Genomic DNA, 15,666 nt, shown 5'->3' with positions numbered 1-15,666 from the left:
ACGGCACCCCCTCACTCAAGGCATCCTTGGCCGAATTGTGAGGAGACACACCGTTCCATGGAATCGCTGGCATCCACCGTCGCGCTGCTCGAACAGGAACCGGCATGGCGCGATCCCGCCGCCTTCCTCTGGCGCGCCGAGGCCGCCGACCGTCTCGATTTGCTCCTGATCGGCGCGCATGACGCCGCGTGGCGCGAGCGTGCGGTACGGCTCATCGACGCCATGGAAGCGGTCGACACGGAGGGCTTCGCTTCGATCCGGGAGGCCATCCGCCGCGGTGAAGGACGCGCCGCCCTGGCCGCATGGCTCGATGTCGGCTTTCCGACGGGACAGCATTACGACGTGCTGGACCATGTGCTCGCCGGCGTGCTCGCGCTCGAAGAACCCGAGGTGCCTGCCGTCCTGCCGGCTGAAATGGTGTTCTATCAGCCGAGCCCGGCCAGGCACATCGTCGACGGGGTGGCGCGCGCAGGCATCACGGCAGGCGACGTCGTGCTGGACCTGGGGGCGGGCATGGGCCACGTACCGATCCTGGTGGCTATCCTTACGGGAGCGCGCACGCTCGGCGTGGAGCGTGAACCCGCGTATGTCGAGAGGGCGGTGGACGCCGCGGCACGGCTCGGCCTGTCCCACGTACGGATGGGCGTCGGCGACGCGCGCGATGCGGACCTGACGGAGGCGAATGTCTTCTACCTGTTCACGCCCTTCATCGGCGGCGTGCTGCGCGACGTCGTGGCGAACATCGAACGGGAAGCGCGGCGAAGACCCGTCCGCGTGGTGACGCTTGGCCCTTGTTCGCGCACCTTCGCGCGGCAACCGTGGCTGCGCAGCGACGATCCCGATCCCGGGGCGGCGGAGCGGATCGTGGTTTTCCGATCAGCGCTTGGCGGGTGGTAACTTGCTTATCAGCGTCGCGCGAAAAATACCCGCGAGTCGATGGAACCCCGCTTCGGTGGGATGCATCTCGTCGTTCCACTGGGCGTCATCGGTCAACTGTCCGCGCAGGTCGACGTAATCGAACATGCCACCGAAAGCGGGGTCGCGTTTGACCGGCTCGAGTACGCGCTCGACGAAACCATCGATCAGGAGGCGGGTGAACGCGCGCCATGCCTCGATGCCGCCGTCGATCACGGTCTCGATGGCCGGCCCGATCCACGGGCCGACCGATTTCTTCAGCAAGGCCGCGGCACCGAGGTTGCGCAAGCCGAGCCCGGCCGCGCTGCCGATGCGTAGCGGATAGTCGTATGTGTGCGCGATGATCGGCACATCGGGTCGTACTTCATGGAATGCCCCGACGAAGAACGCGTAAGCCTCGCGTACCTGTTCGTAGCGGCCGGTGGCCACGATGACGTCGAACGCCTCGCTGGCGCTCAGGCCGTGCTGGCCGGCCAGCGCATCGCGCAGCCATGTGTCGACGAAATCGTTGCCGCCCGCACTCAGCAATACGGCGTCGAACCGATAGCGGGTGAACCAGCCGACAAGGTCGTCGACGTTGTCTTTCGTGAACATCGACCGCCCGGGACGCGCGGCTTGCGGGGCCGCCTGGTCGCCGCTGCGTTCCACGCGAAAGAACAGGCCGCCCTTACCGAACTGCGGCACGCCACGGGCCTCGTCCTCCGGGGCTGGGGACACGATCCAGTCGAGCAGGTTCATGGCCAGTGGCGTGGAAAACCAGGAGTCGCCCTCGCACAGGATCACGGGCGTGTGTTCGAGCGCGTGCTGGCTCTTGAGGCCCATGTACATGGCGCGAAACTGCCCGCGCTGGGACAGTGCGGAGGATTGCGGCATGGCGTGCCCCGTTTAGCGGATGCGGCCGCCGCCGAAGCGGCCGGTGCCGCCACCCACGGAAATGCTGACCCCGCCGGTGGGATGCTCGCAGCTGCCGAAGGCCTGGCTGAGGCTCACCGTGCCCGCCTGATAGCTGCCGCTGCCACCGTGGCTGGCGCTGACCACGCCCGTGCTGACGCTGCCATGCACCTGCGGCTTGTTGTAGGTGGCGTCATCGCAGCGGGGGCCATCGTCTTCCACCTCGGCACCGGTCATGCGGCCGCTGGTGTCGCCGTAGTAGGTGCCGGGCGGATCTTTCGGGCGGGAAGGCGTCACGGCGACGCTTTCGCCGCTTTTCGTCACCGCGGGTCCGGCGGGACCCTGTGTGGCGGCCGGGGGTGCGGCGGTGCTGGAGGAAGCAGGCACATAGTCCGACGGCAACCTTAGATTGAGCGGTTTTTCCTGCGCCACGGCGGCCGTGGCGAGGAAGGAAAGGGCGGTGAGGGCGAGGATGGGTTTCATGGGACGCTCCGGGTTAGGCCATGGAACGCATCAGGGCGCGTCCGGTGTACCGGCCTTGGAACACCGGGGCGCCACCGGAGTTCCCGGCCTTGCCGCCACCTTACTCCGCCAGTGCCTCGTCCGCGTCCTCGGGCACGCTTTCACCCAGGCGGGCACGCAGGGCGTCGATCTCGCGGCGCAGGTTGCGGTTCTCCGCTTCCAGCTCGGCGACCTGATCGCGCAAGGCCTTCACCTCGTCGGTCGGCTTGTCGCGAGGTTTACGCTTCGATTCGCGAACGCGCTTGGCTGCTTCCTTCAGTTCCGCGTCGCCGGCCGTGGCCGCGGCGCGTTGCTCATCCTCGGGCAGGCTGGCCACGGCCGCCGCCGCGCTGATCGACAAAGTGCCGGATTTCACCGCCGCGACGACCTCCGGGGCGGCCTCCTTGCGGATCTTCTCGATCATTCCGACCTGGTTGCTGCTGATCCGGGCCTCGCGAGCGATGTCCTTGCGGCTCTCTGCCGGATTCACCTTCGCGGGTTTCCCTTGCGCCGGCTGTGCCCCAGTGGTGTCGAAGGGCACGTCCGACGGTGTCTCGGCTCCGTCTGCCGCGGCCATGCGGGCGCGCCGCTCGGCGAGGATCTCGCGCTTGCGCAAGGCCAGCACGCCGCGCTGGAAGTCCGAGACGCTGCGCCGTCCCAGGTGCTGTTCGATCATCCACAGGTGCACGTCGTCCATGGACTGGAAACGCTCGTTCTGCACCGTATTGAACGGGATGTCGTGCTTGCGGCAGATGCCATAGCGATTGTGGCCGTCGACCAGCGTGTCGCCCCAGAGCACCAGCGCGTCCCGGCAGCCCTCGGCAAGCAGGCTGCGTTCCAGTGCCTCGTACTCGTCCGGTGTCAGCGGATCGATGTAGGCCTTGAGGTCTTCGTTGATGACGATATGCATGATGCGGCTACAGACGGACGCGACGGCGGGGGCGGCATTCTAGTGCCTGTGGCGGAACCGTGCAGGAATATCGGAGGCGCCCTTGCGGCCCATGACCGACGGCCGTTGGCGGGCCCACGTGGACGTGCGAGTCTTGGCCGCCACAGGGGCATCGCTTACCGGAGGGGTCGGATGGTCAGTCGTCGCCAGTTCATGCAGGCCGCGCCGTTGGGCGCGCTTTCCCTTGCCAGCCTGGGCGTGCCCTGGGCCGCCGCAGAGGCCGCCGCCAAGGCGCCACGTTCGATGCAGGACATCCCGGTCGAGAAGATCGTTTCCCTGGCTGGCGACAACGTGCCGAGGAAGCCGGCGCAGTACCCCAACCAATTGGCGGAGATACTGAAGGACGCGAGCGACGTGGGCGACTCGTATCTCGCCGAGGGCGCCGTGGGGAACCTTGAAGCGCAGTTCGCGACGTTGCTGGGCAAGGAAGACGCGGCTTTCATGCCGACCGGCACCATGGCCAACCAGATCGCCATCCGTCTCCTGAGCGGCGACCGTTCGCGCGTGCTGCTGCAGAAGGAAAGCCACGTCTATCGCGACGAAGCCGACGCGGTCGCCGTGATGAACGCGATCAACCCCGTGCCGGTGGATGGCGGTGCGTCCGACGGCCTCTACGACGCCGTGGCCGCGGCATTCGCGCAAAGCGCCGAGAAACCCTACCCGGTCGAGATCGGGGCCGTATCGGTCGAGAGTCCCGTGCGGCGACTGGATGGTGCGGCGGTCTCCCAGGAAACCGTGTCGAAGATCGGAGAGCTCGCACGGAGCAAGGGCACGGGCATGCACCTGGATGGCGCCCGCTTGTTGTTGATGTATGGCAAGACGGACTTCGATCTCCAGCGCTATTGCGCGCCGTTCGATTCGGTCTATGTATCGCTTTACAAGTACCTGGGCGCGCCGTTCGGCGCCGTGCTGGCGGGCGACAAAGCTTTCGTCGCGAAAGCACGCCTGGCACGGCATGTGTTCGGCGGCACGATCTACCACGGCTGGATGGCCGCGGCGATCGCGTCGAAGACACTGGCGGGATTCGACCAGCGCTTCGCTCGCGTGCATGCCGAGGCGGAGAAGTTGCTCGGTTTGCTCGGTGCCATGCCGGGAGTCGAAGTGCAGCGCGTACCGAACGGTAGCAACATCGTCTTCCTCAAGCTCGACGAACAGGTGGCCACGGGATTGCGGGAACGCCTGCTGGAGCGGGACATCGTCGTCGGCCCGGTCCGTGAAGGCAGGTTGCAACTCACCTTCAACGAAACGATCCTGCGCAAACCCGTGGCGGCGATCGCGGCTGCCTTTTCGCCATAGCTCGCGGGTGACGGATTCAAGCCAGTGTGACTGGCTTGAGCAGGTCGGACAGGCCCACGCGGTGGAGCATCTCCGCGCGAAGACGATCGAGTACCGCGAAGCCCACGTCCGCGCCGTCTTGCGTAGGGTCGTAGTGGAAGCGGAAGGGGCGGGTACCGAAGGGCATGTCCACGATGTCGACGATACCCTTGGCGACACCGCCAACGTCGGCATCGTCCGGGACGATCTCGGCGAACGCTTTCTGGACCTGCTCGCCAAAGTCCTTGTAGGGGCCTGCTTCGTACTCGGCAAGGCGCGCGTCGTCGGCGGGACGCCCCGAATGGGCGAAGTGGTTGGTGCCCTTGGTGAAGGCGCCCGGCACGACGATCGAGGTCTCGATGCCCCAGCGCGACAGTTCGCGCGCATATTGCACCGCCAGCGCATCCATCGCGGCCTTGGCGGCGAAGTAGGGCGACAGGTAGGGCGGCGTGCCGCCGGCCGAACTGCTGCTGGAAACCCATACGAGGAGGCCTTGCTTCGCGGCGCGCATGTGCGGAAGCGCGGCACGGTTGACTCGCTGCGTCCCTAGTACGTTCACGTCGTACTGCTGGGCGAACTGTTCGGGCGTGAAGGCTTCGGCGGGACCGAACATCATGTGGCCGGCGTTATGGACGAGGACATCGATACGCCCGCTCTCCGCGATGAGGGCCTCGATGGCGGCTTCGGTCGAGGCTTCCGATTGCACGTCGAGTTCGAGCGGCCGCAAGTCGATGCGTTCGGACGCCGAAAGCCGGGTCATCTCGGCGGCGTCCGTGGCGTTGCGTCCGGCGACGTCGCGCATGGATGCGTACACGGTATGGCCGGCGCGGGCCAGCGCTTCGGCGGTGATGCGGCCGAAGCCGCTGGAGGCGCCGGTGATCAGGATGATTTTCTTGCTCATGACGGGATGTCCTGGATGGAAAGTCGTTCGGAAGGGATCAGATGACGCCGCCGTTGGCGCGCAATACCTGGCCGTTGATCCAGGCACCGTCCGGGCCGGCGAGGAATGCGACCACGCTGGCGATGTCTTCCGGCTGGCCAAGGCGTTCCAGCGGCGAGAGCTTCGCCAGCTGGTCGATGACGGCCTGCGGCTTACCATCGAGGAAGAGCGCGGTGGCCGTGGGACCAGGCGCCACGGCATTCACCGTGATGTTGCGGCCGCGCAGTTCCTTGGAAAGGACGTGGGTCATGGCTTCCACGCCGGCCTTGGTGGCCGCGTACACGGCGTAGTTGGGCTGGTAGAGGCCGACGACGCTGGACGACAGGTTGATGATGCGGCCACCCTCCCGCAGTCGCTTCGCCGCTTCGCGGAGCATGTTGAAGCTGCCCTTGAGGTTGATGGCGATGTGGCTGTCGAACAACGCGTCGTCGGTATCGGCGATGCTCGAGAGCTTCATGATGCCGGCGTTGTTGACGATGACGTCCACGCCACCGAAGGCGGCCTGCGCGGCGTCGAACATGCGGGCCACGGCGGCGCCGTCGCTTACATCGGCCTGTGCGGGAATGGCCCGGCCACCGGCGGACTCGATCGACGCGACCAGCCGCTCGGCTTCCTTGACGTTGCCGGCGTAATTGACCACGACGGTGAAGCCGTCGGCCGCGAGCCGGCTGGCGATGGCGGCACCGATGCCGCGCGAAGCACCCGTCACGATGGCAACCTTGTTCGTCTCGTTCATGATTTCGTCTCCAGTAGGGCTACCCGCGGTGGGTGGCGTGGGACGAACTATCCGCGCTTGAAGCTCGCAAATAATCCAGCTAGATTTGGCAACACCATTCCATATATACGAACAATGAGAGCGAATGGACCGTCTCGATGCCATGCGGTTGTTCACCCGGGTCGTCGACCGCCGGAGCTTCACCCAGGCCGCCAATGACCTGGAGGTTCCCCGCTCGACCGCCACCCAGGTCATCAAGCAACTGGAAGACCGGCTAGGCGTGAAGCTCTTGCAGCGGACCACGCGAACGGTACGGCCGACCCTCGACGGCGAGGCCTACTACCGCCGCTGCCTGGCGATCCTCGATGACATCGAAGACGCGGAAGGCGCCTTCAGCGGAGCGGTACCCAAGGGCATGTTGAGGATCGAGGTGCAGGGCACCCTGGCCCGCCACTTCCTGATGCCCAGCCTGCCGCGCTTCTTCGCCACGTACCCGCAGATCGAGATCGCCATGAGCGAAAGCGATCGGTGGGTGGATATCATTCGCGAGGGCTGCGATTGCGTGCTGCGCTACGGCGCGTTGCCGGATAGCGACCTGATCGCGAGACCGGTGACGGCACTCGAGCGCATCACATGCGCCGCGGCAAGCTACCTGGACACGCATGGCGAGCCGATGAGCCTGGATGACCTGCGGAACCACCGGGCCGTCTGCCTCCGCTCCGTCACCACGGGCGCGTTGCGGCCCTTCGAGTTCGTCGAGGCCGGCGAGGTCACGAAGGTGGACATGACGGTGCCATTATCCGTCACCGGGACGGAGAGCTTCCTGGAAGCCGTGAGGCTAGGCTTCGGTCTTGCGCAGATGCCGCTGTTCCACATCGAGCGGGACCTTGCCGAAGGGCGTTTGCGGCGGGTGCTTGCGTCCTACGCGCTGCCACCAGGGCCGGTGTCCATCCTGTATCCGCGGGCTCGCCAACTGAGTCCGCGCGTGCGCGTGTTCATCGATTGGGTGATCCAGCAGTTCAGCCCCGTGGGGCGATAAACTCCGACGCGGGGTAGCGACCACGATGGGGAGGAACGGGATATGAAGACTAAGGACGTATCGGAAAGCGAATCGGCCTCCAGGCTGATCGACGAACGCATCGCGAGTCTCGGCGACTGGCGAGGAGAAGCGTTGGCGAGGATGCGCAAACTCATCCATGAGGCTGACCCGGAGGTCGTCGAAACGTGGAAGTGGATGGGCACCCCGGTATGGGAGCACGGCGGAATCATCTGCACCGGCGAAACCTATAAGGCGAAGGTGAAGCTGACGTTCGCCAAGGGCGCGTCGTTGAAAGACCCCTCGAAGCTGTTCAATTCCAGCCTGGACGGGAACGTGAGGCGTGCCATCGATCTCGGCGAGGGCGAGGAGGTGGATGCGGATGCGTTCAAGGCGCTCGTTAGGGCCGCTGTTGCTCTTAATGCGTCTGGTGGGAAGGCGGCCAAGCGAGCAAAGTAATTCGGGGACTGCGGAATCCACGCGAGGAGATGAGGAGCGCAGGGCAGTATTTTTCACGATGACCTGTCGAAATCAGGCTTGTTCGTTCGACGATAAGTGAAGGCAGCCAATCGGCGCCTCTCACGGGTTGGCTGAAACAGCCCCATCGTCAGGAGGATTTCCATGCACAAGGCCAAGCGGACGATCGGCGTCATGAGTTTCGCGTTTCTTGCGGTGTCCGGCATGTCGCAGCAAGCCATGGCGCAGGGCACGCAGAAGGCCGGCGCTACAGCGCCTTATCCAGAAATGGCGCCGGTCGACCAGTACCTGATGGCGAACCGGGACGATGAAATCGCCCTGGCGCGAAGCGCCGCTCCTGCATCCGTTTCCCGTGACGCGACGGTCCTGGTTCTCGGACGAAAAGGTTACGAAACAGCGATCGAAGGCAAGAACGGCTTCGTGTGCGTGGTAGGCAGGAGTTGGACAGGACCGTTCGAGACGAAGGGCTTGCCGCCCATCTTGGTATTTCTGGTCGGGGTGGGAACATGGTCCGATGGGACGCCAGCGGACATGCATGGTCACTGATGTCAGGGTCGCGTGGGGCTCGGCGGTAAGAGTCACTGGTGCACTTAGCGTATGACCACGCGAGTCGTCCGCTAGAATATTGCCATGCAACCCACCGCCCCCTCCGCCTTCCGCCTGACCGTCGCCCCCATGATGGACTGGACGGACCGTCACTGCCGGTACTTCCACCGCCTGCTCTCTCCGCACGCCCGCCTCTATACCGAAATGGTCACCAGCGCCGCCCTGGTGCGCGGCAACCAGCTACGTCTGCTCGAGCACAGTCACGAAGAACATCCGGTCGCCCTGCAGCTGGGCGGCAGCGATCCCGTGGAGTTGGCCAAGGCCGCCGTGATGGGGGCGCAGGCGGGCTATGACGAGATCAATCTCAACGTGGGTTGCCCGTCGGATCGGGTGCAGTCCGGCAAGTTCGGCGCCTGCCTGATGCGCGAGCCCGAGCTCGTCGGCGAATGCGTCCGTGCGATGGCCGACGTGGTCGACGTGCCGGTGACGGTGAAATGCCGCATCGGCGTGGACGATCAGGACGAATACGCCGATCTGCAACGCTTCACCACGACCATGATCGAGGCGGGCGTGCGGATACTGGTGGTCCATGCCCGCAAGGCCTGGCTCGACGGTCTCAGCCCCAAGGAAAACCGCGAGATTCCGCCGCTGGATTACGAGCGGGTGTACCGGCTGAAGCGCGAGTTTCCCGATCTCACCATCGTCATCAACGGCGGCATCACGACGGTGGACGCCGTGCGCGAGCATCTGGCTCACGTCGACGGCGTGATGCTCGGCCGCGCCGCCTATCACGACCCCTTCGTCCTGGCGAAGCTGGAAGCCGACCTCTATGGCACGCCGCTGCCCGAGCGGTCGGACATCCTGGAACGGATGCGCATCTATATCGACGCCGAGCTGGCTCGCGGTACGCAGCTGAAGCACATCACCCGGCACATTCTCGGGCTGTACCAGGGTGAGCCCGGTGCGCGCGGGTTCCGCCGCCAGCTGTCCGAAGGCGCCCATCTGCCCGGCGCCGACTGGCGTCTGATCGAAACCGCGCTGGCCGCCTTCCGGCAGGCCGCCTGATACCCCCGACACTTTCCCGAGGTCCGCACCGCATGATCGTCACCGAGCGTCTGATCCTTACCCCGAGCGCCGTCTCCGATTTCGACGACTGCCATGCGATGAGGACGGACCCCGAGGTGATGCACTTCATCGGTGGTGTCGCGCCGGGAGAAGACACCTGGATCCGGTTGCTGCGTAACGTGGGGCATTGGACCTCCTTCGGCTATGGGCTATTTACCCTGCGCGAGAAGGACGGCGGCCGGTTCGTTGGCGAGGCGGGCCTGGCGCACTTCCGCCGTGGATTGGGCGAGCGGTTCGATCCGTTCCCGGAAGGCGCCTGGGCGCTGGCCCGCTCGGCGCACGGCAAGGGCTACGGCGCCGAGGCGCTGCTGGCGGTACACGACTGGTTCTTCGAACGCCGCGGGGTGGGCCGGACGGTCTGTCTGATCGATCCGGCGAACCTGGCGTCGGTGCGGCTCGGCGAACGCATCGGGTACCGGCCGTTCGACCAGGCCGAATACAAGGGCAAGACGCAGACGATGTTCGAGCGCGTCCCGTAGCCCGGTATCCAGCTTAAAGGGACCGGATTGCCGGCCAGTTCGTGAGGCCCTGGCGGGTCCGGCGGTGGGCCGCCTAAGTTTCGTTCAGCTTCGGGCTGGGCGGTGCTGGGCATGATCGGTCGACTAGCCAGACCCCGGTCGCCTCGCGCCAGACATGAAAATCACGTTTCTTCCGCTACTTTTCGCCGCGCTCTGCCTTGCCTTGCCCGCCGTCGCCCTGGCCGACCAGTCGTTGACGCTGGAGCAGGCGGTAAGCAAGGTGCAGAAAGATACCGGGGGAAAGGTGCTGTCGGCGGATACGCGGCTGGTGGAGCGCGGCCGGATTACCGAATACCGGGTCAAGGTGCTCACCCTCGACGGACACGTCAAGGTGGTGCCCGTCCGTACCGAAACCGCCAAGCCCCTGGACGTGAACGCCGGGGATAACAAGGAGAAACATTGATGCGAATCCTGCTGGTAGAGGACGAGGCCCCGCTGCGCGAGACCCTCGCTGCACGCCTCAAGCGCGACGGTTTCGCCGTCGATGCGGCGCAGGACGGCGAAGAGGGCCTGTACCTCGGCCGCGAGGTGCCGTTCGATCTCGCCATCATCGACCTGGGCCTGCCCAAATTGTCGGGCATGGACCTGGTGAAGGCCCTGCGCGAGCACGGCCAGCGCTATCCGATCCTCATCCTTACCGCCCGCGGCAGCTGGCAGGACAAGGTCGAGGGGCTGAAATACGGTGCCGACGACTACCTGGTGAAGCCCTTCCACGTCGAGGAACTGCTGGCGCGCATCAACGCGCTGGTGCGCCGTGCCAGCGGCTGGTCGAAGCCGGTGCTGGCCTGCGGCCCGATCAAGCTCGACACCACGGCACAGACGGTGACCGTCGAAGGCCGCCAGGTCGACCTGACCAGCTACGAGTACAAGGTGCTGGAATACCTGATGCTGCACGCGGGCGAGCTGGTCTCCAAGGCCGATCTCACCGAGCACATCTACCAGCAAGACTTCGACCGCGATTCCAACGTGCTGGAAGTCTTCATCGGCCGCCTGCGCCGCAAGCTCGATCCGGAAAGCGCCCTGAAGCCCATCGAAACCGTCCGTGGCCGTGGCTACCGTTTCGCCATTCCACGCAACGAAGCGGACGAAGACTGATCATCTGCGGGCGGCGCGGCACGATGCCGCGCCGCCCGCAGGTAAGCTCGAAGCATGGACAACGCTTCCCCGACCAAACGCCGGCCCCTCTCGCTGGCCGCGCGCGCGGCGCTGGCGACCGGCTTCGCGCTGGCCGCTTTTCTCGGCCTGACGGGCCTCGCCCAGAACAAGGCCAACTACGCGTCCGAACTGTCGGCCATGCACGACCGGCTGCACAACTACGCCATCGCGTACATCACCGGCACCGATATCACCCGCGCCGGCAAGGTCACCACGCCGGATAGCCAACCCAATCCGGACTTCTCGCGGCCCGGTTCGGGCCTCTACGCGATCATCGTCGGCAACGACGGCTTTCGCTGGGAGTCCTCGTCCGCGCTGGGGCGCGATTTCGATTTCGTGCGAATGCTGTCGCCGGGCGAAACCGCTTTCGAACCGGTGGAGACACGCAGTGGCAAGCTCTATGTCTTCAGCTACGGCGTCTCGCTGGATAGTACGGATAAGCGCAGCGTGCCGCTGACTTTCGCGGTGGCGCAGACGGAAGACCAATTCGAGCGCCAGGTGGCGACGTACCGGCGCACGCAGTTCCTGTGGCTGGCGATGCTCGGCATGATGCTCATGCTGCTGCAGCTGTTCCTGTTGCGCTGGAGCCTCTTGCCGTTGCGCCGCGTTTCCAGTGACCTCGCCCACATCGAACGTGGCACGCGGGATCACCTCGATGGACCGTATCCGGTCGAATTGACGGTGCTCACCCGTCGCCTCAACGCATTCATCGACAGCGAACGCGAACAGCGCTCGCGTTACCGCGACACGCTGGCCGATCTCGCGCATAGCTTGAAAACCCCGCTGGCGGTGGTGCGTTCGCAGTTGGAGAGTGGCGGCGACGCCGACACCCTGCGCGGCGACATCCTCGACCAGGTACGCAAGATGGACGAGATCGTGGCGTACCAGCTTTCGCGCGCGGCAACCTCGGGGCGGCGCACCATCGCCTCGGTGGAACCGATCGCCGGTCATGCCGAAGATCTCGTGCAGAGCCTTGAAAAAGTCTATGCGGCGAAGAATGTGCTCTGCGAGTTCGAACTCGAAGAGGGCGTGACGTTTCCTGGCGAGCAGGGCGACCTGCTCGAACTCATGGGCAATCTCGTCGAGAACGCGTTCAAGTGGGCGTCGCACCGTGTGCTGCTCACGGCGCGGTCCGTCGGCAAGGTGCGTGGCCGCAGTGGCCTCGAACTGGTCGTCGAAGACGACGGTCCTGGTATTCCCGACGAGAAGATCGAGAAAATCCTCCAGCGTGGCGTGCGCGGCGACGAACGCGTGCAAGGCCATGGCATCGGGCTGTCCATCGTGCAGGACATCGTCAAGGCCTATCAGGGCGAGCTGCATGTGGATCGCTCGGAGGAGCTGGGCGGGGCCCGGTTTAGCGTGAAGCTTCCGCCGCCTTGATGGGGTGAGGTGCGGGGCATCGCCGCTTAAGCGGCTTCCCACCAAGGCAACGGGTCACCAGGGCAACGGGTGTTCGGTGTGTTGGTCAGGTGGTGGGGAGGGGCCGTAGAAGGCGTCGAGCAGGCGCGCCACGTCGGGCTCGGCTTCGCGGAGCAGGTCCGGTTGCGAGAAATGCAGTTCGCTGGTCACGGCGAAGTATTCCTCGGGTGCCTCGGCGGCGTACGGGTCGATCGCCGTCCTTCTGCCTCGTTCCACCGCCTTGGACAGACGGTCGTAGCCGCGTTGCATCGTTTCGATCCACTGCCGCCGGTTCATCGAGGAGGGTAGCGGCGGTACGCCGTTCGCCGGGCCAGAGAGCATGTCGAGCTTATGCGCCATCTCGTGGATCACCACGTTGAATCCGTCCCATGGCGCTTCCAGGTCGAGCGCCACGTCGGCGAGCGACAGGATCATCGGACCCCGTTCCCACGCTTCGCCGATCAAGGTGTCGTCGCTGTCCGTCACCACGCCCGTGGGGGCGTCGCGGTGGCTGCGCCTGACGTTGAACTCCCCCGGATAGACCAGCACGTTGGTCCAGCCCTTGAAGGCCTTCGGGCCATGCGGAAGCGCGGGCAGGCTGGCCTGCATGGCGATCGCCAGGCGCCAGAAATCATCCAGGGGCGCATCGCCCATCGCGTGGAAGCGCTTGCCGTGGAGGAAGATCGCCGCCAGCTGCCGCAGGTAGTGCGCGCGTGGGGCATCCAGGGCCTTCGCGAGTGGCACGCGCTGGACGGCCTGCCGCCAGGCCGCATCGTCGATCGGGGGAACGGGCGCGCGAAAGCGCGCGATCAGCGACTGGAAGAAGCCCAAGGTGATCGACCGGAACGAGTCAGAACATCGACCCGGGGAGCAGCGACTGCCAGCTCGGCGAGGACGACCGCATGGGCAGGCCATCGTCGTGCACGCCGTCGCCGGCGTCGACCGGAGGGGGCATCGGCGTGGGGCTGGCGTTGCGGTGCGGTGAGTTCACGGGGCGCGACGAACCGATCTCGTTACCGCCGCCGTCGCGGCCGCCGCCCTGCGGTGATCGCGAGCTGCCTTCGAACGACGTCGACGAGGTGCTGCCCATGGAGAGCAGACCGTTGGACGGGTCGATGTCGGAAGCGGCGGCGGTGCCGGCGGCACCGACGAGGCACAGACATCCGAAGATGTACGGTCTGGCGTTCATCGGTAAACCCTGAGGCCCCTCGGGACGAAAGGGGGGACAACCGATCCTCGCAGAAAATTCACGAGGGTGCCAGTGCTGGAGGTCGCCCGGCGGCGCACCGGGTGCCGGACGGGCGAAAAAGGCGCCACTGCCCTAGAATCGCCGGATGTCCCGGCTCTCCCCACCCTCGACAGCGGCCTCCTGACGGCCCGACGGCAACCATGCTCGCACGCGATCTCCTCGAAGCCCTCGCCGGCGGCGATGCCGTGTCCGGTGCCACCCTGGCCAGGAAGGCCGGGGTGACCCGCGCCGCCGTCTGGAAACAGATCGAGGCCTTGCGTCTCAAGGGCGTGCCGGTGGAAGCCAAGGTCGGCGGTGGCTACCGGCTGCCGTGGCCGACCGAACTGCTCGACGGCCAGCGCATCCGTGCGGCCTTGCCGTCCGCGGTTTCTGCGGCCGTGGGCATGCTTGAGGTTCACTGGGAGATCGATTCCACATCCAGCGAACTGGCCCGGCGCATTCCGGTGCTGGACGACCTGGCCTTTGTGATGTCCGAAAGCCAGTCCGCGGGACGCGGCCGCCGAGGACGTCCCTGGCTGTCGCCGCCGGGCATGAATCTGTATCTGTCGGTGCTCAAGCGCTTCGACAGCGGGTTCGCATCGCTGTCCGGCCTGTCGCTCGCCGTGGGTGTCATGCTGATCCGCGCGCTCGGGGAGGTCGGTGTCCGCACGCCCGGTTTGAAATGGCCCAACGACGTGCTGGCAGGCAACGCCAAGCTGGCGGGCATCCTGGTGGAACTGTCGGGCGAGTACTCCGGTCCGTGCGCAGCCGTGATCGGCGTGGGGGTCAACATTCGCCTTCCGGATGACCTGCACGAACGCGCCGGCCAACCGATCACCGACCTCGCCTCGGTCACCGGTGGTGAACCGCCCGGCCGTAACCGTTTCGCGAGTGCCCTCGTGGCGGAACTCACCGACGGATTGCGCACGTTCGAGCGCCACGGATTCGCCGCGTTCGCCGACGAGTACGCGGCGAACGATCTCTTGCGTGGTGAATCCTTGCGCATCATCGATCCGCGCGGCGAATACATCGCCGTAGGCGAAGGCGTCGATGAGCGCGGTGCCTTGCGCGTGCGCCGCGCCGATGGAGAACGGCTCACCGTGGACAGCGCCGAAGTCTCGGTGCGCCGGAGCGGCGCATGATCCTGTTGCTGGACCTGGGCAACACCCGCCTCAAGTTCGCCATGCTGGATGGCGGTGAATTCACGCATCGTGGTGCGTTCGGCTGGGATGCCGATATCGCGCACGAACTGGCCACGCTCTGGGCATCGTGGCCGACACCCGAGCGCATCGTCGGCGCGTCCGTGGTCGATTCCGCGCGCGAGACGGCGGTGGCCGTGGCGGCCGACAAGGCCTTCGGTTGCACACCCGTGTGGGTGCGTACGCCCGCCGAGGCCTGCGGTGTCACGAACGCCTATGCCGAACCGCAGCGGCTCGGCGTGGACCGCTTCCTGGCGATGGTCGACGCATTGGCGGCGGCGCGCGCGCCTTGCGTCCTGGCCAGCGTCGGTACGGCGCTTACCCTCGACGCGCTGGATGGAGAAGGGCGGCACCTCGGCGGGTGGATCGCCCCGGGGCCCTTGTTGATGCAGCAGTCGGTGCTCGGTGCCACGGTCCAGGTGCGGCCGGATCATGCCGGTGCCGTGCGTGATCTCGCCGACAACACCGCCGATGGTCTCGCTTCCGGTTGCTGGCAGGCGTGCGCCGCGCTTGTCGATCGTTTCGTGGAGCGGTCGGCACTGCTGCTTGGCGGTAGCCCGACGGTGACCTTGGGCGGGGGCGATGCGGATGTCCTGGCCCCCTTGCTGGAACACGAGGTCGTCCTGGTGCCGGACGCGGTGCTGCGCGGACTCGCCGTGTGGGCGAAGACGCATGCCCGCGCGGACAATATCGCCTAGAATCCCGACGCCGCCGGTTCTTACAGGGGAACGCGCGCAGGCCACCACCGGAAGCCCAAGG

19 protein-coding genes are annotated in these 15,666 nt (G+C 66.1%); 12 read left to right on the top strand and 7 right to left on the bottom strand.

Annotated elements, in window-relative coordinates; all coding sequences use genetic code 11:
• The first annotated feature begins 57 nt into the window (after nucleotides 1-57).
• Nucleotides 58-897 (top strand): methyltransferase domain-containing protein, encoded by an 840-nt coding sequence (locus QFZ41_RS06340; RefSeq protein WP_429197972.1) that lies wholly within the window; start codon nucleotides 58-60, stop codon nucleotides 895-897.
• On the opposite strand, the gene QFZ41_RS06335 is transcribed toward QFZ41_RS06340, so the two are convergent.
• The 3 genes from QFZ41_RS06335 to QFZ41_RS06325 all read right to left on the bottom strand — a co-directional run bounded on the left by QFZ41_RS06335 (nucleotide 877) and on the right by QFZ41_RS06325 (nucleotide 3,217).
• Nucleotides 877-1,788: a hypothetical protein gene (locus tag QFZ41_RS06335; protein WP_429197971.1), complete on the bottom strand. Its 912-nt coding sequence runs from the start codon at nucleotides 1,786-1,788 to the stop codon at nucleotides 877-879. The genes QFZ41_RS06340 and QFZ41_RS06335 overlap by 21 nt on opposite strands.
• A gap of 12 nt (nucleotides 1,789-1,800) precedes the next feature.
• Nucleotides 1,801-2,289, bottom strand: a complete 489-nt coding sequence (locus QFZ41_RS06330; RefSeq protein ID WP_429197970.1) for a hypothetical protein — start codon at nucleotides 2,287-2,289, stop codon at nucleotides 1,801-1,803.
• Nucleotides 2,290-2,389: 100 nt separating this feature from the next.
• Nucleotides 2,390-3,217: a plasmid replication/partition related protein gene (locus QFZ41_RS06325; protein ID WP_429197969.1), complete on the bottom strand. Its 828-nt coding sequence runs from the start codon at nucleotides 3,215-3,217 to the stop codon at nucleotides 2,390-2,392.
• 171 nt (nucleotides 3,218-3,388) lie between these two features.
• On the opposite strand from QFZ41_RS06325, the gene QFZ41_RS06320 reads away from it, so the two are divergent.
• The gene (locus tag QFZ41_RS06320; protein ID WP_429197968.1) at nucleotides 3,389-4,552 is read left to right on the top strand and encodes a threonine aldolase family protein; all 1,164 of its coding nucleotides are present in this window, start codon (nucleotides 3,389-3,391) and stop codon (nucleotides 4,550-4,552) included.
• Nucleotides 4,553-4,568: 16 nt separating this feature from the next.
• On the opposite strand, the gene QFZ41_RS06315 is transcribed toward QFZ41_RS06320, so the two are convergent.
• Together QFZ41_RS06315 and QFZ41_RS06310 are read right to left on the bottom strand one after the other, a co-directional pair.
• Nucleotides 4,569-5,471 (bottom strand): SDR family oxidoreductase, encoded by a 903-nt coding sequence (locus tag QFZ41_RS06315; protein WP_429197967.1) that lies wholly within the window; start codon nucleotides 5,469-5,471, stop codon nucleotides 4,569-4,571.
• A 37-nt stretch (nucleotides 5,472-5,508) separates the two neighbouring features.
• Entirely contained in the window at nucleotides 5,509-6,246 is a 738-nt protein-coding gene (locus tag QFZ41_RS06310; protein WP_429197966.1) for an SDR family oxidoreductase, read from the bottom strand.
• 124 nt (nucleotides 6,247-6,370) lie between these two features.
• On the opposite strand from QFZ41_RS06310, the gene QFZ41_RS06305 reads away from it, so the two are divergent.
• The 8 genes from QFZ41_RS06305 (at nucleotide 6,371) to QFZ41_RS06270 (ending at nucleotide 12,462) form a co-directional block, all read left to right on the top strand.
• On the top strand, nucleotides 6,371-7,264 hold the full coding sequence (locus QFZ41_RS06305; protein ID WP_429197965.1) for a LysR substrate-binding domain-containing protein: 894 nt from the start codon (nucleotides 6,371-6,373) through the stop codon (nucleotides 7,262-7,264).
• A 42-nt stretch (nucleotides 7,265-7,306) separates the two neighbouring features.
• On the top strand, nucleotides 7,307-7,720 hold the full coding sequence (locus QFZ41_RS06300) for a DUF1801 domain-containing protein (RefSeq protein ID WP_429197964.1): 414 nt from the start codon (nucleotides 7,307-7,309) through the stop codon (nucleotides 7,718-7,720).
• Nucleotides 7,721-7,882: 162 nt separating this feature from the next.
• Nucleotides 7,883-8,284, top strand: a complete 402-nt coding sequence (locus QFZ41_RS06295; RefSeq protein WP_429197963.1) for a hypothetical protein — start codon at nucleotides 7,883-7,885, stop codon at nucleotides 8,282-8,284.
• 84 nt (nucleotides 8,285-8,368) lie between these two features.
• Nucleotides 8,369-9,349 carry a tRNA dihydrouridine(20/20a) synthase DusA gene (gene dusA, locus QFZ41_RS06290; protein ID WP_429197962.1) on the top strand — a complete coding sequence of 327 codons (981 nt, stop codon included), beginning with the start codon at nucleotides 8,369-8,371 and terminating at the stop codon, nucleotides 9,347-9,349.
• A gap of 32 nt (nucleotides 9,350-9,381) precedes the next feature.
• Nucleotides 9,382-9,888, top strand: coding sequence for a GNAT family N-acetyltransferase (locus QFZ41_RS06285; RefSeq protein ID WP_429197961.1), 507 nt, complete (start codon nucleotides 9,382-9,384; stop codon nucleotides 9,886-9,888).
• A gap of 154 nt (nucleotides 9,889-10,042) precedes the next feature.
• Complete coding sequence (locus tag QFZ41_RS06280; protein WP_429197960.1) at nucleotides 10,043-10,330, top strand: PepSY domain-containing protein; 288 nt, start codon at nucleotides 10,043-10,045, stop codon at nucleotides 10,328-10,330.
• Nucleotides 10,330-11,022 carry a response regulator transcription factor gene (locus QFZ41_RS06275; protein ID WP_072321955.1) on the top strand — a complete coding sequence of 231 codons (693 nt, stop codon included), beginning with the start codon at nucleotides 10,330-10,332 and terminating at the stop codon, nucleotides 11,020-11,022. Before QFZ41_RS06280 ends, QFZ41_RS06275 begins: the two co-directional genes overlap by 1 nt.
• Nucleotides 11,023-11,076: 54 nt before the next feature.
• Nucleotides 11,077-12,462 (top strand): ATP-binding protein, encoded by a 1,386-nt coding sequence (locus tag QFZ41_RS06270; protein WP_429197959.1) that lies wholly within the window; start codon nucleotides 11,077-11,079, stop codon nucleotides 12,460-12,462.
• A 54-nt stretch (nucleotides 12,463-12,516) separates the two neighbouring features.
• Here the strand turns inward: QFZ41_RS06270 and QFZ41_RS06265 are convergent, their stop codons facing one another.
• Both QFZ41_RS06265 and QFZ41_RS06260 read right to left on the bottom strand, forming a co-directional pair.
• On the bottom strand, nucleotides 12,517-13,311 hold the full coding sequence (locus QFZ41_RS06265) for a zinc-dependent peptidase (RefSeq protein ID WP_429197958.1): 795 nt from the start codon (nucleotides 13,309-13,311) through the stop codon (nucleotides 12,517-12,519).
• A 19-nt stretch (nucleotides 13,312-13,330) separates the two neighbouring features.
• On the bottom strand, nucleotides 13,331-13,669 hold the full coding sequence (locus QFZ41_RS06260; protein WP_429197957.1) for a hypothetical protein: 339 nt from the start codon (nucleotides 13,667-13,669) through the stop codon (nucleotides 13,331-13,333).
• Nucleotides 13,670-13,869: 200 nt separating this feature from the next.
• Between QFZ41_RS06260 and QFZ41_RS06255 the strand changes: the two genes are divergently transcribed.
• Nucleotides 13,870-14,850 carry a biotin--[acetyl-CoA-carboxylase] ligase gene (locus QFZ41_RS06255; protein ID WP_429197956.1) on the top strand — a complete coding sequence of 327 codons (981 nt, stop codon included), beginning with the start codon at nucleotides 13,870-13,872 and terminating at the stop codon, nucleotides 14,848-14,850.
• Entirely contained in the window at nucleotides 14,847-15,605 is a 759-nt protein-coding gene (locus QFZ41_RS06250; protein ID WP_429197955.1) for a type III pantothenate kinase, read from the top strand. Before QFZ41_RS06255 ends, QFZ41_RS06250 begins: the two co-directional genes overlap by 4 nt.
• Nucleotides 15,606-15,666 lie beyond the last annotated feature (61 nt).

Origin of the sequence: Luteibacter sp. W1I16 (assembly GCF_050434905.1) — a bacterium.
Lineage (GTDB): Bacteria > Pseudomonadota > Gammaproteobacteria > Xanthomonadales > Rhodanobacteraceae > Luteibacter.
Note: the sequence above shows the minus strand (reverse complement) of the source record. Positions and strands in the feature narration are given on the sequence as shown.